The 15,336-nt window shown below is 52.6% G+C and carries 16 protein-coding genes; 6 read left to right on the top strand and 10 right to left on the bottom strand.

The window, feature by feature from the left end; translation table 11 throughout:
• Positions 1-204: 204 nt before the first annotated feature.
• The gene (locus tag IAE30_RS27005; protein WP_200537318.1) at positions 205-1,578 is read right to left on the bottom strand and encodes an MATE family efflux transporter; all 1,374 of its coding nucleotides are present in this window, start codon (positions 1,576-1,578) and stop codon (positions 205-207) included.
• Positions 1,579-1,776: 198 nt separating this feature from the next.
• Here IAE30_RS27005 and IAE30_RS27000 point away from each other — a divergent pair, with 198 nt between their 5' ends.
• Positions 1,777-2,427 (top strand): riboflavin synthase, encoded by a 651-nt coding sequence (locus IAE30_RS27000; RefSeq protein ID WP_034821656.1) that lies wholly within the window; start codon positions 1,777-1,779, stop codon positions 2,425-2,427.
• A 46-nt stretch (positions 2,428-2,473) separates the two neighbouring features.
• Here IAE30_RS27000 and cfa read toward each other — a convergent pair whose 3' ends face one another.
• Both cfa and punC read right to left on the bottom strand, forming a co-directional pair.
• Positions 2,474-3,622, bottom strand: a complete 1,149-nt coding sequence (cfa, locus tag IAE30_RS26995) for a cyclopropane fatty acyl phospholipid synthase (RefSeq protein ID WP_200537319.1) — start codon at positions 3,620-3,622, stop codon at positions 2,474-2,476.
• Positions 3,623-3,931: 309 nt separating this feature from the next.
• Entirely contained in the window at positions 3,932-5,134 is a 1,203-nt protein-coding gene (punC, locus tag IAE30_RS26990; protein WP_200537320.1) for a purine nucleoside transporter PunC, read from the bottom strand.
• A gap of 108 nt (positions 5,135-5,242) precedes the next feature.
• Here punC and punR point away from each other — a divergent pair, with 108 nt between their 5' ends.
• Positions 5,243-6,154 carry a DNA-binding transcriptional activator PunR gene (punR, locus tag IAE30_RS26985; RefSeq protein WP_045813978.1) on the top strand — a complete coding sequence of 304 codons (912 nt, stop codon included), beginning with the start codon at positions 5,243-5,245 and terminating at the stop codon, positions 6,152-6,154.
• On the opposite strand, the gene purR is transcribed toward punR, so the two are convergent.
• Positions 6,151-7,176 carry an HTH-type transcriptional repressor PurR gene (gene purR, locus IAE30_RS26980; protein WP_038647288.1) on the bottom strand — a complete coding sequence of 342 codons (1,026 nt, stop codon included), beginning with the start codon at positions 7,174-7,176 and terminating at the stop codon, positions 6,151-6,153. The two genes, punR and purR, sit on opposite strands and share 4 nt — an antisense overlap.
• A gap of 273 nt (positions 7,177-7,449) precedes the next feature.
• On the opposite strand from purR, the gene IAE30_RS26975 reads away from it, so the two are divergent.
• Positions 7,450-7,539: a YnhF family membrane protein gene (locus IAE30_RS26975; RefSeq protein WP_097119278.1), complete on the top strand. Its 90-nt coding sequence runs from the start codon at positions 7,450-7,452 to the stop codon at positions 7,537-7,539.
• A gap of 88 nt (positions 7,540-7,627) precedes the next feature.
• Here IAE30_RS26975 and IAE30_RS26970 read toward each other — a convergent pair whose 3' ends face one another.
• Positions 7,628-8,413 (bottom strand): C40 family peptidase, encoded by a 786-nt coding sequence (locus tag IAE30_RS26970; protein ID WP_200681315.1) that lies wholly within the window; start codon positions 8,411-8,413, stop codon positions 7,628-7,630.
• Between the two features lie 364 nt (positions 8,414-8,777).
• Here IAE30_RS26970 and IAE30_RS26965 point away from each other — a divergent pair, with 364 nt between their 5' ends.
• Positions 8,778-9,113 carry a Grx4 family monothiol glutaredoxin gene (locus IAE30_RS26965; protein WP_197079559.1) on the top strand — a complete coding sequence of 112 codons (336 nt, stop codon included), beginning with the start codon at positions 8,778-8,780 and terminating at the stop codon, positions 9,111-9,113.
• A gap of 58 nt (positions 9,114-9,171) precedes the next feature.
• Here IAE30_RS26965 and rnt read toward each other — a convergent pair whose 3' ends face one another.
• The 5 genes from rnt to eptA form a co-directional block, all read right to left on the bottom strand.
• A complete protein-coding gene (rnt, locus tag IAE30_RS26960) occupies positions 9,172-9,840 on the bottom strand; it encodes a ribonuclease T (RefSeq protein ID WP_200537321.1) in 669 nt (222 codons plus the stop codon).
• 108 nt (positions 9,841-9,948) lie between these two features.
• Positions 9,949-10,356 (bottom strand): lactoylglutathione lyase, encoded by a 408-nt coding sequence (gene gloA / locus IAE30_RS26955; RefSeq protein ID WP_034821634.1) that lies wholly within the window; start codon positions 10,354-10,356, stop codon positions 9,949-9,951.
• A 109-nt stretch (positions 10,357-10,465) separates the two neighbouring features.
• The gene (locus IAE30_RS26950) at positions 10,466-11,563 is read right to left on the bottom strand and encodes an alkene reductase (protein ID WP_038647280.1); all 1,098 of its coding nucleotides are present in this window, start codon (positions 11,561-11,563) and stop codon (positions 10,466-10,468) included.
• Between the two features lie 50 nt (positions 11,564-11,613).
• A complete protein-coding gene (locus IAE30_RS26945) occupies positions 11,614-12,210 on the bottom strand; it encodes a TetR/AcrR family transcriptional regulator (protein ID WP_200681314.1) in 597 nt (198 codons plus the stop codon).
• 39 nt (positions 12,211-12,249) lie between these two features.
• Entirely contained in the window at positions 12,250-13,887 is a 1,638-nt protein-coding gene (gene eptA, locus IAE30_RS26940) for a phosphoethanolamine transferase EptA (RefSeq protein ID WP_200681313.1), read from the bottom strand.
• A 227-nt stretch (positions 13,888-14,114) separates the two neighbouring features.
• Here eptA and IAE30_RS26935 point away from each other — a divergent pair, with 227 nt between their 5' ends.
• Together IAE30_RS26935 and IAE30_RS26930 are read left to right on the top strand one after the other, a co-directional pair.
• A complete protein-coding gene (locus IAE30_RS26935) occupies positions 14,115-14,354 on the top strand; it encodes a DUF1289 domain-containing protein (protein ID WP_034821614.1) in 240 nt (79 codons plus the stop codon).
• Positions 14,355-14,419: 65 nt separating this feature from the next.
• A complete protein-coding gene (locus IAE30_RS26930; RefSeq protein ID WP_200681312.1) occupies positions 14,420-15,316 on the top strand; it encodes an aldo/keto reductase family oxidoreductase in 897 nt (298 codons plus the stop codon).
• Positions 15,317-15,336: the final 20 nt, after the last annotated feature.

The raw sequence follows: 15,336 nt of genomic DNA, 5'->3' as shown, positions 1-15,336 counted from the left end.
CGACCCCCACCATGTCAAGGTGGTGCTCTAACCAACTGAGCTAAGAGCGCAACATGCTGTCAGGGCGACAGCGGGGACGAATATTAACGGCAGGCCGCGATGCTGGCAAGGGAAAAAATGATTTTCCATGACGACTGACCAGCATCTGTGCGACCCGCTGTTTTTTTAGGCATTGCGGGAGCAAATAACGGCCTGTTCAGCCACTTAGCGGGCCGCGCGCGCCAAAATTATCTGCGCCGGCAAACGTTGCAACCGAAGAATACGCCAAATCATCATCACGGCAGCAGACGTCAGGCCGACAATAAATCCGCACCAGAATCCTGCTGGACCGAGTTGCGGTACCACCCAGTCGGTGAGCGCCAGAATATAACCCACCGGCAAACCCAGCACCCAATAGGCAATCAGGGTGATAAAGAAGATTGAGCGCGTATCTTTGTAGCCGCGCAGAATCCCGCTACCTATGACCTGAATGGAATCGGAGAACTGATAGATAGCAGCGAGCAGCATAAGCTGGGCGGCCAGCGTAATCACTTCTGGATTGGCGGTGTAAAGTGCGGCGATATGTTCACGGAAGGTGACGGTGAAGATCGCTGTGATAGCGGCCATGCTGATACCGACACCTTGTCCCGTCCATGCCGCCACGCGCGCCTGTTCAGTTGAGCCCTGCCCAAGCCGATATCCCACGCGGATAGTGGTCGCGACACCGAGCGACAGAGGCAGAACGAACATCAGCGAACTGAAGTTCAGCGCAATCTGATGACCGGCAACTTTAACGATCCCCAGCGGAGAGACCAGCAGCGCGACCACCGCAAACAAAGTGACTTCAAAGAACAGAGCCAGCGCAACCGGTAACCCGAGGTTAAACAGCCGTGACAAAATGACACGTGAGGGCGGAGACCAGCGGCTGTTCATGCGAATATCGCGCATGCTCGCCATGCGTTTAACCCAGAAACGCATCACGATAAACATCACCCAGTAAACCGAGGCGGTGGCGACACCACAGCCTACGCCCCCGAGAGCGGGCATACCGAAATGACCATAAATGAACACGTAGTTCAGCGGAATGTTAACCAGCAAGCCTAAAAAGCCCAGCAGCATGGCTGGCTTGGTTTTTGATAATCCGTCGCACTGATTACGTGCCACCTGGAAGAACAGGTAACCGGGTGCACCCCACAATAATGCATGCAGGTAGCCTTCGGCTTTCGCGGCCAGTTGCGGATCGATATCGTGCATGGCATGAATCAGATACCCTGCATTCCACAGCACCAGCATAATCAGCAAGGCGACTGCCAGCGCCAGCCAGTAACCCTGACGCACTTGTTCCGCGATGCGTTCGCGCCGTCCTGAACCGTTGAATTGTGCAACGGTGGGCGTCAACGCCAGCAGAAGACCATGACCAAACAGAATGGCGGGAAGCCAGATAGAGGTGCCGACAGCAACGGCGGCCATATCCGTGGCGCTCACCGCACCGGCCATAATGGTATCCACAAAACCCATCGCCGTCTGAGCCACCTGAGCAAGGATGACCGGGATCGCGAGGGCCAGCAATTGACGCGCTTCTGTTAAATACTTCTGCACGTAACACCTGCTTGAATTAAGAAGAGAAGAGGGGGATATCCCCAAAGAATGCGCGGCATAGTGTAGCGGTAGCGCTGCGTTCCACCAAACTTTGATCGCATTTTGTTAAGTTAATTGTGTAAAGTTTGAACTCCGGCAAATTAAACCGCGCAACCCAAGCTGTGATAAACTGGCGCAAACTTCGCAGAGGCTGAAAGTATGTTTACTGGAATTGTGCAGGGCACGGCCGAAATTATCGCCGTGGAAGAAAAAGAGTTGTTTCGTACCCATATCGTTCGTCTGCCGGAAGAGCTCTTACCGGGATTAGCGTTGGGGGCATCGGTGGCGCACAACGGTTGCTGCCTGACGGTGACGGCGATTGAGGGCGATCGCGTGAGCTTCGACCTGATCAAAGAAACCCTGCGCATTACCAACCTGGGAGAATTAGCGGTTGGCGATGTAGTGAATATTGAGCGCGCGGCGAAGTTCAGTGATGAAATTGGCGGACATTTAATGTCTGGCCATATTATGACCACCGCAGAAATCTGCAAAATCATTCAGTCAGAAAATAACCGTGAAGTGTGGTTTAAATTGCAGGATGCTTCTCAGATCAAATATATCCTGCATAAAGGTTTCGTCGGTATCGATGGCATCAGCCTGACCGTGGGTGACGTCACCAAGAGTAAATTCTGCGTGCATCTGATTCCAGAAACCCTGGAGCGCACCACGCTGGGTGCGAAAAAACTGGGACATAAGGTGAATATTGAGATCGATCCCCATACTCAGGCGATTGTCGAGACGGTGGAACGCGTGCTGGCTCAGCGCGAAGCTGCGGCCATTGCGCTGGCGCAAGCCGCAGACGCAGAGTAATCCAATAAAAAAGGCGCCGCGGCGCCTTTTCTCTTGCTGTCATTGATTAACGCGCAACGCGTAAACCCCCTTCTTTACCGCGACTAAAGACCACCTGCCACAATTGGATGTCACGCGCGCGGAAAGCGCCGGCGCAAGCATTGAGGTAATAACTGAACATCCGTTTGAAGCGATCGCCGTATTTTTCTTCAAGCTGCGGCCAGGACGCCAGGAACCGTTCATGCCATGCCATTAATGTGGTGTCATAATCCGCACCAAAATTATGCCAGTCTTCCATAATAAAATGTTTTTCGCTGGCATCCGCAATCTGGCGCACAGAGGGTAAACATCCATTGGGGAAGATATATTTATCAATCCAGGGATCAACATTCATGTCGGTGGTGATGGCACCAATGGTATGCAGTAAAAATATGCCGTCTGGTTTGAGATTGCGATCGGCAACATCAAAATAAGTGGCATAGTTTTTCGGCCCCACGTGTTCAAACATCCCGACAGACACGATGCGATCAAACTGCAAATTCAAATCGCGGTAATCCTGCAGCAAGATGGTGACGTCCAACCCTTCGCAGCGTTGCTGTGCCAACTTCTGCTGTTCTGCGGAAATGGTCACACCATGCACTTTAACGCCGTAGTTGCGTGCGGCAAATTCCGCCAATCCGCCCCAGCCGCAACCGATATCCAGCAGCGTCATGCCAGGTTCAAGCTGCAATTTACGGCAGATCATATCCAGCTTGGCAGACTGAGCCTGTTCCAGTGTCTCTGCGTCTTTCCAGTAACCGCAGGAATACTGCATAAAGGGATCGAGCATCAGTGAAAAAAGATCGTTACCGAGGTCGTAATGCTCTTTCCCGACAATCCAGGCACGTTTTTTCGACTGTAAATTGGTTAAACGCGCGGCCGCAATACGCAAGGTATCTTTAAAATGACGCGGGAGTTGTTTATCCAGATGGTGTTGCAGAACGCGATGGAAAAAGACATCTAATTGTTCGCATTCCCACCAGCCATCCATATAACTTTCGCCCAGACCTAGCGATCCTTCCTGCAAAACACGTTTGAAAAAATCCGGATGCTTGACCTGAATATCCCAGGGGCGTGTGCCATTGACTGCAACATCAGCGCGTTCCAGTAATTCGTTGACGATGCGAAACCAGTGGTTTTCTTCAAGGCTCACTTCTTCTATACACGATGAACTCATAGCTTCTCCATCACCCTTCCGATTTGAACCTGTGGAAATAATAGTCAATTTCCTAAGGCCTGTGAGAGAACTCACGGAAAATCCGTGCGCCAGATATCCGACGTTTTACAGAGGTATGAATCTGAATAGAAATGTCTGTCATCAATCAGGAGAGGAAGATCGTGCAGACGCCATCCCAGCGACAGAGTCGCTTAAAATTAATGCAATTATGTTATTGATTTGTTGCAGAAATGCTGACCCACTGAGTATATGCTCACGTGGGTCAATATTCAACGGGTTATCGTTAGTTTGCTAACGATATTCGTTGCATCAGTGATTATCTTCGCAGGGACGGGAGGTGTGAGCAATATCACTTTGTGCGTTTAGGCTTCGTTGCCAGATGAAACCGGCCCATGCCAGAACTACCGTGGCGACCATCACCAGTGTGGTGTTGTAAAGCGCTTGTTGTAATCCGGCCGAGACCAGCAGGCTGGCAATAAAGCATAAGCCCAGTTGCAGCAGGTTTTGGAGGCCTGCCGCCTTACCTGTGGCATGTGGGAAGGGCGCTAATGCAGTGGCCACCACAATCGGATAGATGGCGCCATTAGCCAGTGCCATGCCGCAGAAGGGCAGCAGCAGTGCAATCAAAGAGGGCGCGGGCATCATCGCGACGACAAACAGACTCAAAATGCTCAGGCTGTAGAGCACCAACAGCCATGGCAGCAGTTGTGACCCTTGATAACGGCTCAGCATCGCACGGCAACCAAAGCCACCAATCAGAAACGCAATGGTCTGCGGAATATAGCTCAGACCAATATCGGCGGGGGTTAAACCCGCTGACGCCAGGATGAAGGGCGAACCGGTTAACCAGGCAAAGAAACTGGCAGAACACGCCGAGTAAATCAGCACGTTGCCGCTGTAAACACGCGTGGTGAGCAGATTCAGCCAGCCGGGTTGCGGGGTATGATCGGCTTTGGTTTTTTTAGGCGCGGCAAGTGGCAAGGTTCCGATGATCAGCAGCACGGTGATGATCGTCAGCGCGATAAAGATGCTGCGCCAGTGGAAATGGCCCATCAGCCACGCTCCCAGTAAAGGGGCCAGCGCGGGGGAAAGGGCAACCAGCGGCATAATGGTGGCGAACACTTTGTTAGCCTGGGCTTTAGGATAGCGATCGACCACCAGTGCCTGCCAACTGACGGCAGCGGCGCACACACCAACTGCCTGCACAAAGCGCAGTGCCAGCATCATGTTGACGTCCGTCACCCATAACATCCCCAGGCAACCCAGGGCAAAAATCGTCAAACCTGCCAGTAAAATCGGTTTACGTCCAAAACGATCTGACAGCGGTCCCCAGAATACCTGCGCGCAGGCAAATCCACCGAGAAACAGACTGAGGCTGGCGCTGATGGTGCCCGGTGCGGTGGCGAAGTCGCGTTGCATGTCCCCAAAGGCGGGCAGATACATATCCGTAGCGAGGAAGCCGAGCATACTGAGCACAGCAAGGTAGGGAATAAATCCTTTTGACGACAACATAGTGATTCTCATTGGCAGACTGAACGCCGGGGAGTGTAAAAGAGTGCGTCATTCTTTGTGAAACGCTAATATTTGCGCAGTGCTGTTAAAATTTTTGAAGGCAAAAATATGTGGTCTGAATATGCGCTGGAAGTGGTGGACGCTGTCGCGCGCAATGGCAGTTTTAGTGCTGCGGCCCAGGAGTTGCATCGCGTGCCCTCTGCCGTCAGCTACACGGTGCGTCAGCTGGAAACCTGGTTGGCCGTGCCGTTGTTTGAGCGTCAGCACCGTGAGGTGGTTTTAACCCCTGCAGGCGAGCATTTTGTGCGGGAAGGGCGATCTGTTATCAAAAAAATGCTGGCAACCCGCAGGCAGTGCCAGCAACTGGCGAATGGCTGGCGCGGACAACTCAGTATTGCCGTGGATTGCATTGTAAAACCACAGCGTACCCGGCAACTGGTAAAGGACTTTTACCGTCATTTCCCTGATATGGAATTGATTATCAGCTACGAGGTATTTAACGGTGTATGGGATGCCTTAGCGGACGGGCGGGTCGATGTGGCGATTGGCGCCACTCAGGCGATCCCTGTAGGCGGACGTTTTGCGTTTCAGGACATGGGTGCCCTTAACTGGCGTTGTGTGGTCAGTCCCGACCATCCTCTGGCCGCGCATGCTGAACTCAATGAAGAAGCGCTGCGTGCCTGGCCATCGCTGGTATTGGAAGATACCTCTCGCGCATTACCACGACGCATGACCTGGACATTGGATAATCAGCGGCGTTTGGTGGTGCCAGAGTGGGAAACGGGAATGGACTGTTTGCAGGCGGGATTGTGCGTGGGCATGGTGCCAGGCCACCTCGCGCGACCTTTACTCGACAATGGCGCGCTGGTGGAGTTATCACTGCCGCAGCCGTTTCCGGAAAGCCCCTGCTGCGTCAGCTGGTCAGAACAGCGTGCGTCACCCGCGCTGGAGTGGTTACTCGCCTATCTCGGCGATGCTGAAACGCTGAACCACGAATGGCTCAGCGAAAATCAGCATTAACGGCGGTAATCGCGGAATGGACCGTCCGCCACAGAGCGGCGCTCAATCAATGTTGGCTGCACTTCTATGGTTTGCGGCTCTTCGCGTTTGCTGGTGATACGATCCAGTAACATTTCCAGTGCTTTCTCGCCCAACTGAGCCTTCGGCTGGTGGACCGTGGTCAGCGCCGGGGTGAAATAGCGCGCGTTGCGCACGTTATCATAGCCAATAACTGAGATATCCTGCGGCACGCGCAGCCCCATCTCATCGGCGGCACAAATCGCGCCCATCGCCATGATATCGCCACCACAGAACACGGCGGTCGGACGCTGTTTCTGATTAAGGATCTGCTGCATCGCCTGATAACCTGATTCTGGCTCGAAGTCGCCCTGAACCACCCATTCCGGCCGCACAGTCACACCGGCTTCGCTCATCGCCTGCAGGAAGCCCGCATGGCGCCCCCCGCCGGTGTTGCGCTCCATTTGGCCCGGAATGGCACCAATATCACGGTGACCGCGCTCAATCAGGTAACGACCCGCCAGATAACCGCCGTGGAAGGCGTTATCCTGCACGGTATCGGTGAAGTCGCCGCGTGAGGCGCCCCAGTCCATGACCACCATCGGGATATTGCGGTTCTCTTCCAGCATCTGCAGTAAATCGTCAGGATACTCGGAGCACATGACTAACAGACCATCCACACGCTTTTGCGCCATCATCGACAGATAAGCGCGCTGCTTTTGCAAATCGTTATGTGCGTTGCCCAGAATCAAGGTATAGCCGCGTTCGAAACAGTGGTTCTCAACGGCTTCAATAATTTCGGCAAAATAGGGCGCTTCACTGGAGGTGGCCAACAGTCCCAGCGTTTTGGTGTGATTCACCTTCAAACTGCGCGCAACGGCGCTCGGCGAATAGTGCAGCTCTTTGATCGCTTCCCATACGGCGTTACGCGTTTCCTCTGCGACAAAACGCGTTTTGTTGATGACATGCGAAACGGTGGTAGTAGATACACCGGCGCGTTTCGCTACATCTTTAATTGTTGCCATGAAAAAGGTACTCCCCGGCTTATCGCAACTTACTGATAAGTATATTGTTAAACGTTTGCGTCTGCGAAGGGTTTTACGCCCTAAAAAGGGGGCAAATCTGCCGTTTCAGGCAGGGAAAATCACTTCAGCAGGCTGTAAATACAGCATGCGCAAAATCAGTTGCGCAACGAAAGGCGGCGATTCTAGCAAGCCAACGCGGATAAGACGAGATTTTTGCCCACCGCTGTGCGAAAATTGTTTTAACCCTAATAAATGTGTGACTAAGGAGTAGTGATGAGTACAGATTTAAAGCTGGCGCTAATGACCACGGTTGGCGCACTTTTGATGATTATTGCGTTTAGCTTCACTGCCATTCTTCATTGATTCAAAACGCATCAATAAAAAAAGCCGGCACTGATTAAGCGTCCGGCTTTTTTTGTGGCGAGAGCCACAGGATGTTGTTGCGCAACAATTAGCGAATAGTTTTTGGTGTCATCATACGGCGCGCACCCACATAGTGTTTCTGCCAGTAGTCTTCGCCTAATGCACTAATTTGAATGTCTTTACCGGTGCGTGGAGACTGGATGAATTTACCGTTGCCGAGGTAAACGCCCACATGGTCGGCAGTCCCGCGATTATTGATGCGGAAGAATACCAAATCCCCTTTCTCCAGCATCTCACGCTTAATAGGTGCGGCATCGTGCAGGTGATACATCTCATTCGCCGTGCGCGGGAATTTGTATTTCACCAAATCCTTATACGCGTACCACACCAAACCACTGCAATCGAAACCGGTATGAGGTGAGGTGCCCCCCCACTGGTAAGGCTTGCCCAGTTGTCCCATCAACTTCGTCATCGCGGTTTCGCGTGCCTTTTGGTAGCGCAGGCGGTGGGATTTACTCATCTTGATACCGGTGAGTCCCTGAACGTCATCGTCCATATCAGGGGACTTTTTCGCGAGACGTTGATGGCCATACTTTTTCAATGGCAACTTCAGCAGGGATTTTTTGCGGCTGGATTTGTTTAAGGCGGTTTCGGTTTTACTCTGCTTTTTCAGCTTGAGCTTCTGCACGGTAGTCAGGCGAGACTTTTTAGCCGTTGTTTTAACCGGGCGTCGCTTGCGGCGCTCATCTTCGCGCGCACTTTTTTTCTCGGCGTTATGCAAACTGGCATTAATCGGGGCATGCTGGGAAGCAGAAGCCACGTTAAAGAACAGTTGGGCAAAGGCCAGTATGAAAAGCGTAATCAGTAAACGCATAGTCCGGTTACAGGTTAAGCAGTCTGGCAAAAAGCAGGCTGCGGCAGAGTAAGAGAAATCTGATCAACGATCAGCGCCGAAGCAATTCTAATCCACTTTTTTTCCAAAAGGTAAGGCCTTTTTCCATTAATCTGTTACCAGGCAGATAATGTCGCTAAATTGAGCGATTTCAGCTGTTTAACGCAGCGAAATTATTGCTAATTATTAATTTGTTCATGCTTATTAATGATAGGAAAATGTTATCTATCCTGTTTGCACTTAACAAACATGGCGATCAGCCGGTCGGTAACGCAAAATCCCGTTTTCAGTGTGGGGCTGAAGTCGCTACAATAAACAAACACGAAGTGAAGGATTAAGGAAGGCAATAATGAGTACTGTTGAAAAAATTCAGCGCCAGATCGCAGAAAACCCGATTCTGTTATACATGAAAGGTTCCCCGAAACTGCCAAGCTGCGGTTTCTCTGCACAGGCTGTGCAGGCGCTTTCTGCCTGTGGTGAGCGCTTCGCGTATGTTGATATCCTGCAGAACCCGGATATCCGCGCTGAAATGCCGAAATTCGCTAACTGGCCAACCTTCCCGCAGCTGTGGGTCGATGGTGAGCTGGTGGGCGGTTGCGACATCATCGTTGAGATGTTCCAGCGTGGCGAATTGCAGCCGCTGGTAAAAGAAACCGCTGAGAAATATAAAGAAGCGGAATAATTGCGAAGGCCGACAAATGTCGGCCTTTTCTTTGAAGATCTATCGTTCAATCAGCCCATCAGGCAGAGCCGTCGTCCTCCGTCTGTTCTTCACTGAAAGCCAGCGGCCAACCTCCCAAACGTTTCCAGCGATTGACCAGCTCACAGAACAGCGTGGCTGTTTGTTCAGTGTCGTAGAGCGCCGAGTGCGCCTGTGTGCTGTCAAACTCCATTCCTGCGGCTTTACAGGCTTTCGCCAGCACGGTTTGTCCCAATACTAAACCGCTCAGTGCTGCAGTATCAAAGGTCGCAAAAGGGTGGAAGGGATTTCGCTTCAGGCTGGCGCGTTCGGCCGCTGCCATCACAAAATTCAAATCGAAGGTGGCATTGTGCGCCACGATAATCGCGCGATTGCAGCCATGATCTTTGGTGCCTTTACGTACCATCTTGAAAATGGCATGCAGCGCCTCGTACTCGCTTACCGCACCACGTAAAGGGTTGGAGGGATCGATGCCCGTAAACGCCAGCGCCGCAGGATTGAGGATCGCGCCTTCGAACGGCTCAACGTGAAAGTGCAGGGTTTCATCACGGTGTAACCAACCGTCCTCATCCATCTTAAGCGTGGTCGCTGCAATTTCCAGCAGCGCATCGGTTTGCGCGTTAAAGCCGGCAGTTTCGACGTCAATAACCACAGGATAAAAACCACGGAAGCGTTGATGAAGAGCGTTTAAGGCGTTCGATTCAGACATCAGGATCTCATAGCAAGAAATGGGGCAGCGCGCATTATGGCAAAAATTACGGGAGGGTGCAGCAGGAGAGGGAAGTCAGCCTGCAAATTAGCAGACTGACTAACGGCATCAATGACCGAGGCCGTGACCAGCGTGTTTGTTTTCGATCAGCTCGATTTTGTAACCATCGGGATCTTCAACAAAAGCAATGATGGTGGTGCCGCCTTTAACCGGACCGGCTTCACGCGTTACGTTGCCACCGACACTGCGGATACGTTCACAGGTCTCTGCAACGTTATCGACGCCCAGCGCAATATGGCCATAAGCATTGCCGAGGTCATATTTATCAACGCCCCAGTTGTAGGTCAGTTCGATCACCGCGCCTTCACTCTCTTCGGTGTAACCAACGAAAGCCAGGGTGTATTTGTATTCGGTGTTTTCGCTTTGACGCAGGACGCGCATGCCCAGTACACGAGTATAAAAATCGATAGAACGTTGCAGATCGCCAACGCGTAACATGGTGTGAAGTAAACGCATAACATCCTCTTTTGAAAAGTCATCAGGGAATGACAAAGACTAGCAAGTATAGCCAGTTAATGCCCTGAAGAAACAGCACTGCCGCACATCCGGTGCGGCAGCCAGGTTCTTACAGGGTTGGGTAATCCGTATAGCCCTCAGCGCCGCCGCCGTAGAAGCTTTCCGGGCGCTGTGGATTCAGCGGTGCGTCTTGCTGCAGACGCTCAACCAGATCCGGGTTAGCAATAAAGTCGCGACCAAAGGCCACAGCATCGATCAAGCCGCGCGCAATCAGATCGTCGGCTTTTTCAACGGTGTATGCACCCGCACCGATGATCACGCCCGGGAACAGCGCACGAACTTTGGCACGGAAAGCATCGCTGTAAGGCTGGCCACCGGCCCAGTCTGGTTCGGAAAGGTGCAGATACGCCAGGCCACGCTGCCCCAGTTCGGAGATGTACCACAGCGCTGCTGCTTCTTCGTCTGCACCATTTTCCAGATTCTGGAAGGCACCAATTGGCGAAATACGGATGCCGATACGATCGGCAGACCAGTTCGCAATCGCCGCATCCACCACTTCCAGCGCAAAACGACCACGCTTCTCGATCGAGCCGCCGTATTCATCGGTACGCTGGTTAGAACCCGGCGCCAGGAACTGGTGCATCAGGTAGCCGTGGGCAGAATGCAGTTCCAGCAGGTCGAAATCGGCTTCACGCGCGTTCGCTGCCGCCTGGCCGAAATCTTTAACGATCTGCTGAATTTCTGCCACGCTCAGTTCACGTGGCAGTGAGGTGTCTTCACGGTAAACGGTGCCATCTTCAGCGCGCAGTGAAGTACGAGTACCGGCAGCAATAGCTGAAGGCGCTACGGGCGCTTTGCCTTCAGGCTGAACGCTGTTGTGCGAAATGCGGCCGGTGTGCCACAGTTGCACCGCGCTGTGCCCCTTCGCGGCGTGAATGCTTTCGTTGATCACTTTCCACGCGGCGATTTGCTGCTGAGTATGCAAACCCGGTGCGCCAGCATAACCTTTCGCCTGGAAAGAGATCTGCGTAGCTTCAGTAATGATCAGACCGGCGCTGGCGCGCTGCTGATAATATTCCGCCATCAGCGGAGTAGGAATGTCGCCAGGCTCGATGCTGCGCAGACGCGTCAGCGGTGCCATGAAGACACGGTTAGGTACGGTAATCGCGCCCACTTTAAGTGGGGAGAACAGCTGTTTACTCGCCATGATGACTCCTGTAAGTAGACCGGTCGTCTAGAAACTGCGGTTTTTAAAAATCAGTGGCCATTCAGCCACTGTTCAATGGTTTCAAGTGCCAGGCTTATCGGCCCTGGCTCTCGTGAAATTTTGCTTTGTAAACTGGCACCCAGCCATAATAAATAACAGCGCTGGGCCAGTTGCTCGGGCGTTTGTCCGTAAGGTAGCGCCTGTTCAGCAGCGACATCACTCAGACAACGGGCGTAAATTGCGATAGTTGCGCTGGCACCGTGTTGTAACGCATCGCGCATCGGCTCTGACAAATCACACACTTCCGCGGATAACTTGACGCCGAGGCAGCCTACTATATGACCCTGCTCGATAAACAGCGTTGCGCCATAGCGGAAGTGCGCCAGCAAACGTTCCCGTGCCGATAACCCCGGCTGACTTAACTGCTGTTCAATCTGTTGCAGATAGTGAACGAAATAGCGCTCCAGCAACGCGACGCCAAAAGCTTCTTTGGAGCGGAAGTAGTGATAAAACGAGCCTTTCGGCACTTCCGCCAGCGCCAGCATTTCGCTGAGCCCCATTCCGGTAAAACCGCGTTGCAGACAAACCCGCTCGCCAGTAGCGAGCAGATGTTCACGGGTTTCGTTGCGTTGCACAGTCTTGTTCATGGGCCACACAGTATTAGACCAGTCGGTCTAATGCAAACCTTATCCGGCATTTTGGCACGATCTGATCATGTCCAGTTGCGGTTGGTACTCTTGTGTCTGGATGTTGAACATGCCCAAAACCGTATGGAAAAGATTGTCTTGCGACACTTTCTCACTCGCAGCCTGCTGGCGTAAACAGGACTCATTAATGTGGAACGCCGACGCATAGCCGGGTGACATCCACATCAGCAGTGGGATGTGCGTCTGCTGTGAAGGGGCAAACAGATAGGGCGCACCGTGAAGATACATACCATGTTCACCCAATGATTCACCGTGATCCGAGAGATACACCAATGCGACGTTAAAGCGATCGCTTAATGCTTTGAGTTTATCAATGGTGCGGCTCACCATATCGTCGGTATACAGCAAAGAGTTGTCATAGGTGTTTACCAGCGCCTGATGATCGCAATCCTGAATCTGGTTGCTGTCGCAGGTAGGCGTGAAGCGACGAAATTCTGCCGGATAGCGCTGATTATAGGCCGGGCCATGGCTGCCCATTTGATGCAAAACGATAATCCCGTCATTGTGTAGGCTGTCCACGTAGTGATCAAAACGATGCAGCAGAACATCATCCAGACAGAAACCATCGTGACAATATTGCGACAAATTCCACTTCGTCATATCCGTGTGCGGCACGCGATCGCAGGCACCTTTACAACCGCCATCGTTTTCACGCCACAGCACGCTCACCCCGGCATGTGCCAGAATATCGAGTACGCCTTCCTGGTGATGGGCCAGATTGGCATCATAATGTTCACGCGGCATATTAGAGAACATGCAGGGTACGGAGATGGCCGTTTCCGTGCCACACGAACTGGCATCGGGATAGTAGATAACCTGCTGCTTTTTCAGCTCAGGGTTGGTTTCACGTGCATAGCCGCCAAGAGAAAAGTTCTCAGCACGTCCGGTTTCGCCTACCACCAATACCACCAGCGTTTTCTTCGGTTCAGCCGCGATCAGCGGGCCTTTTTTGGCATCCTGGCCAATTTTGACCAGCGCCTGGCTGCCTTGCAGATAACGCTGATCGACGTAATGGCCGGTACCGCTGACGATATTGGCTGGGGTGATCATCTTCACCAGCCCTTTATTGTTACGAATGAGCGAGGCGTAATCTTTGTAGAACAGCACCGCCATCAGCAGAATCAGCAGAATGGCGCCCAACGCCCCGGCCAAACGTTGCAGCAGGCTCCACCACCAGCGTTGTCCGGTTTTAATCCGCACCATGCAGATGGCGGCGACGGGCACCAATCCCATCAAAATCATCCACACCACGTAGCTGCTGCTGATCAGCGCACCGGCCTCCTGAGCATCTGATTCAAACACGTTTTCAATCATGTTGGTGTCGATCACCGTGCCGAAACTGTGCATAAAGTAGTTGGCGGCGGCGCTGACCAGCACCAAAAGAATCAGCAGCGGCTTGCGCACATAGGGCCATGCCAGCAGTGAGAAAATCAGATAGAAAGCCGAGGCCAAAACCACCGGAATGCTGGCCGCAAACAGATAATCGTGCAGGCGATCGTAAGGGATAATTTCCCATGCGCGTAGCAGAAACAGGGCGTTGAGCACGAAGGTAAAAAACAGGGCGGCAATCAGATTAAAACTGCTGGTGTGGCACTGTAACTTGTTAGGGAATTTCATGAAAACTCAATGGCTGGATGGAATGTGACAATCGTATGAATTCAACATGAGGAAAACCTTAACGCTTATTAAACAGTACCCAACCAAAGGTTTCTGCGCTGGCTTCAATGGTAAATATCCGTTTCCGTGGCAATAGCTGGATGAAATGTGGGCGAACTGCGTATACGCTTTGCACAATGTCACTATGCTGTTATCAATATGAAGCTTGTTGTTAAACCGGAGTGGATGTGGCCGAGCAATTAGAGTTCTTCCCTGTTCCCAGCCCGTGTCGCGGCATATGCCAGAGTGACGCACGGGGCTACTGTCGTGGCTGCCTGCGAAGCCGTGAGGAGCGTTTTAACTGGATGAAGTTTACCGATGCGCAAAAACGCGATGTGCTACGGCTTTGTCGCCAGCGTTGGTTGCGCCTGCACCGACAACAAAAAGTCGATGAAAATCATGATCCGGAACAACCCTCCCTGTTTTAAGAAAACGATGATTTGCCTTTCCGTTATACTCCCAGATTCGCTTTCGTGTTCAAGGGAGTTAACCGATGTTACAACCGCAAACTATCGCCCCGCAGGGACCTCAATTCTCACCGTTGATCATCGGATACTGGCGTCTGCTGGAGTGGGGCATGACGCCGCAGCAGTTGGTCGCTTTTATCGAGCATCATCTGTCGTTGGGCATCACCACGGTCGATCACGCTGATATCTATGGTAACTATGGTTGTGAAGCCGCCTTTGGTGATGCGCTGCGCCTGGCGCCCGGGCTGCGTGAAAAACTGCAGATTGTCACCAAGTGCGGCATTGCGACGCGTGCTAAGCCTGAACATAAAATCGGCCATTACATCACCGAGGCCAGCCACATCTTGCACAGCGCAGAAAATTCGCTGCGTTACGTCAACACCGATTATCTCGATTTGCTGCTGATCCATCGTCCGGATCCATTAATGGATGCAGATGAAATTGCCGAAGCCTTTATGGCACTGCATCAGAGCGGCAAAGTGCGTCATTTTGGGGTATCGAACTTTACCGCCTCCCAGTTCACGCTGTTGCAATCACGTTTGCCGTTCAGCCTGGTCACTAACCAACTGGAAATCTCGCCATTGGAGCAATCAACGTTGCTCGATGGCACGCTCGATCAATGCCAGCAGGTGCGTATCCGTCCAATGGCCTGGTCATGTTTAGGGGGCGGGCGCCTGTTTAACGATGCGCAATATCAGCCGCTGCGTGATGAGCTTGAGCGGGTAAAACAGGAAATCGGCGCGAGTAGCATCGAACAGGTGGTGTATGCGTGGGTGATGAAATTGCCAAGCCGGCCATTGCCCATCATTGGATCCGGTAAAACCACGCGCGTCAGCGAAGCGGCAGGTGCTGGCCAACTCGCGCTTGACCGTCAGCAGTGGTTCCGCATTCGCAAAGCGGCGATCGGTTTTGATGTGCCCTGAAGCGTAAAACTACGTCAAAT

Source organism: Pantoea sp. S61 (assembly GCF_016625145.1).
Taxonomy (GTDB): Bacteria; Pseudomonadota; Gammaproteobacteria; order Enterobacterales; family Enterobacteriaceae; genus Pantoea; species Pantoea rwandensis_B.
Note: the sequence above shows the minus strand (reverse complement) of the source record. Positions and strands in the feature narration are given on the sequence as shown.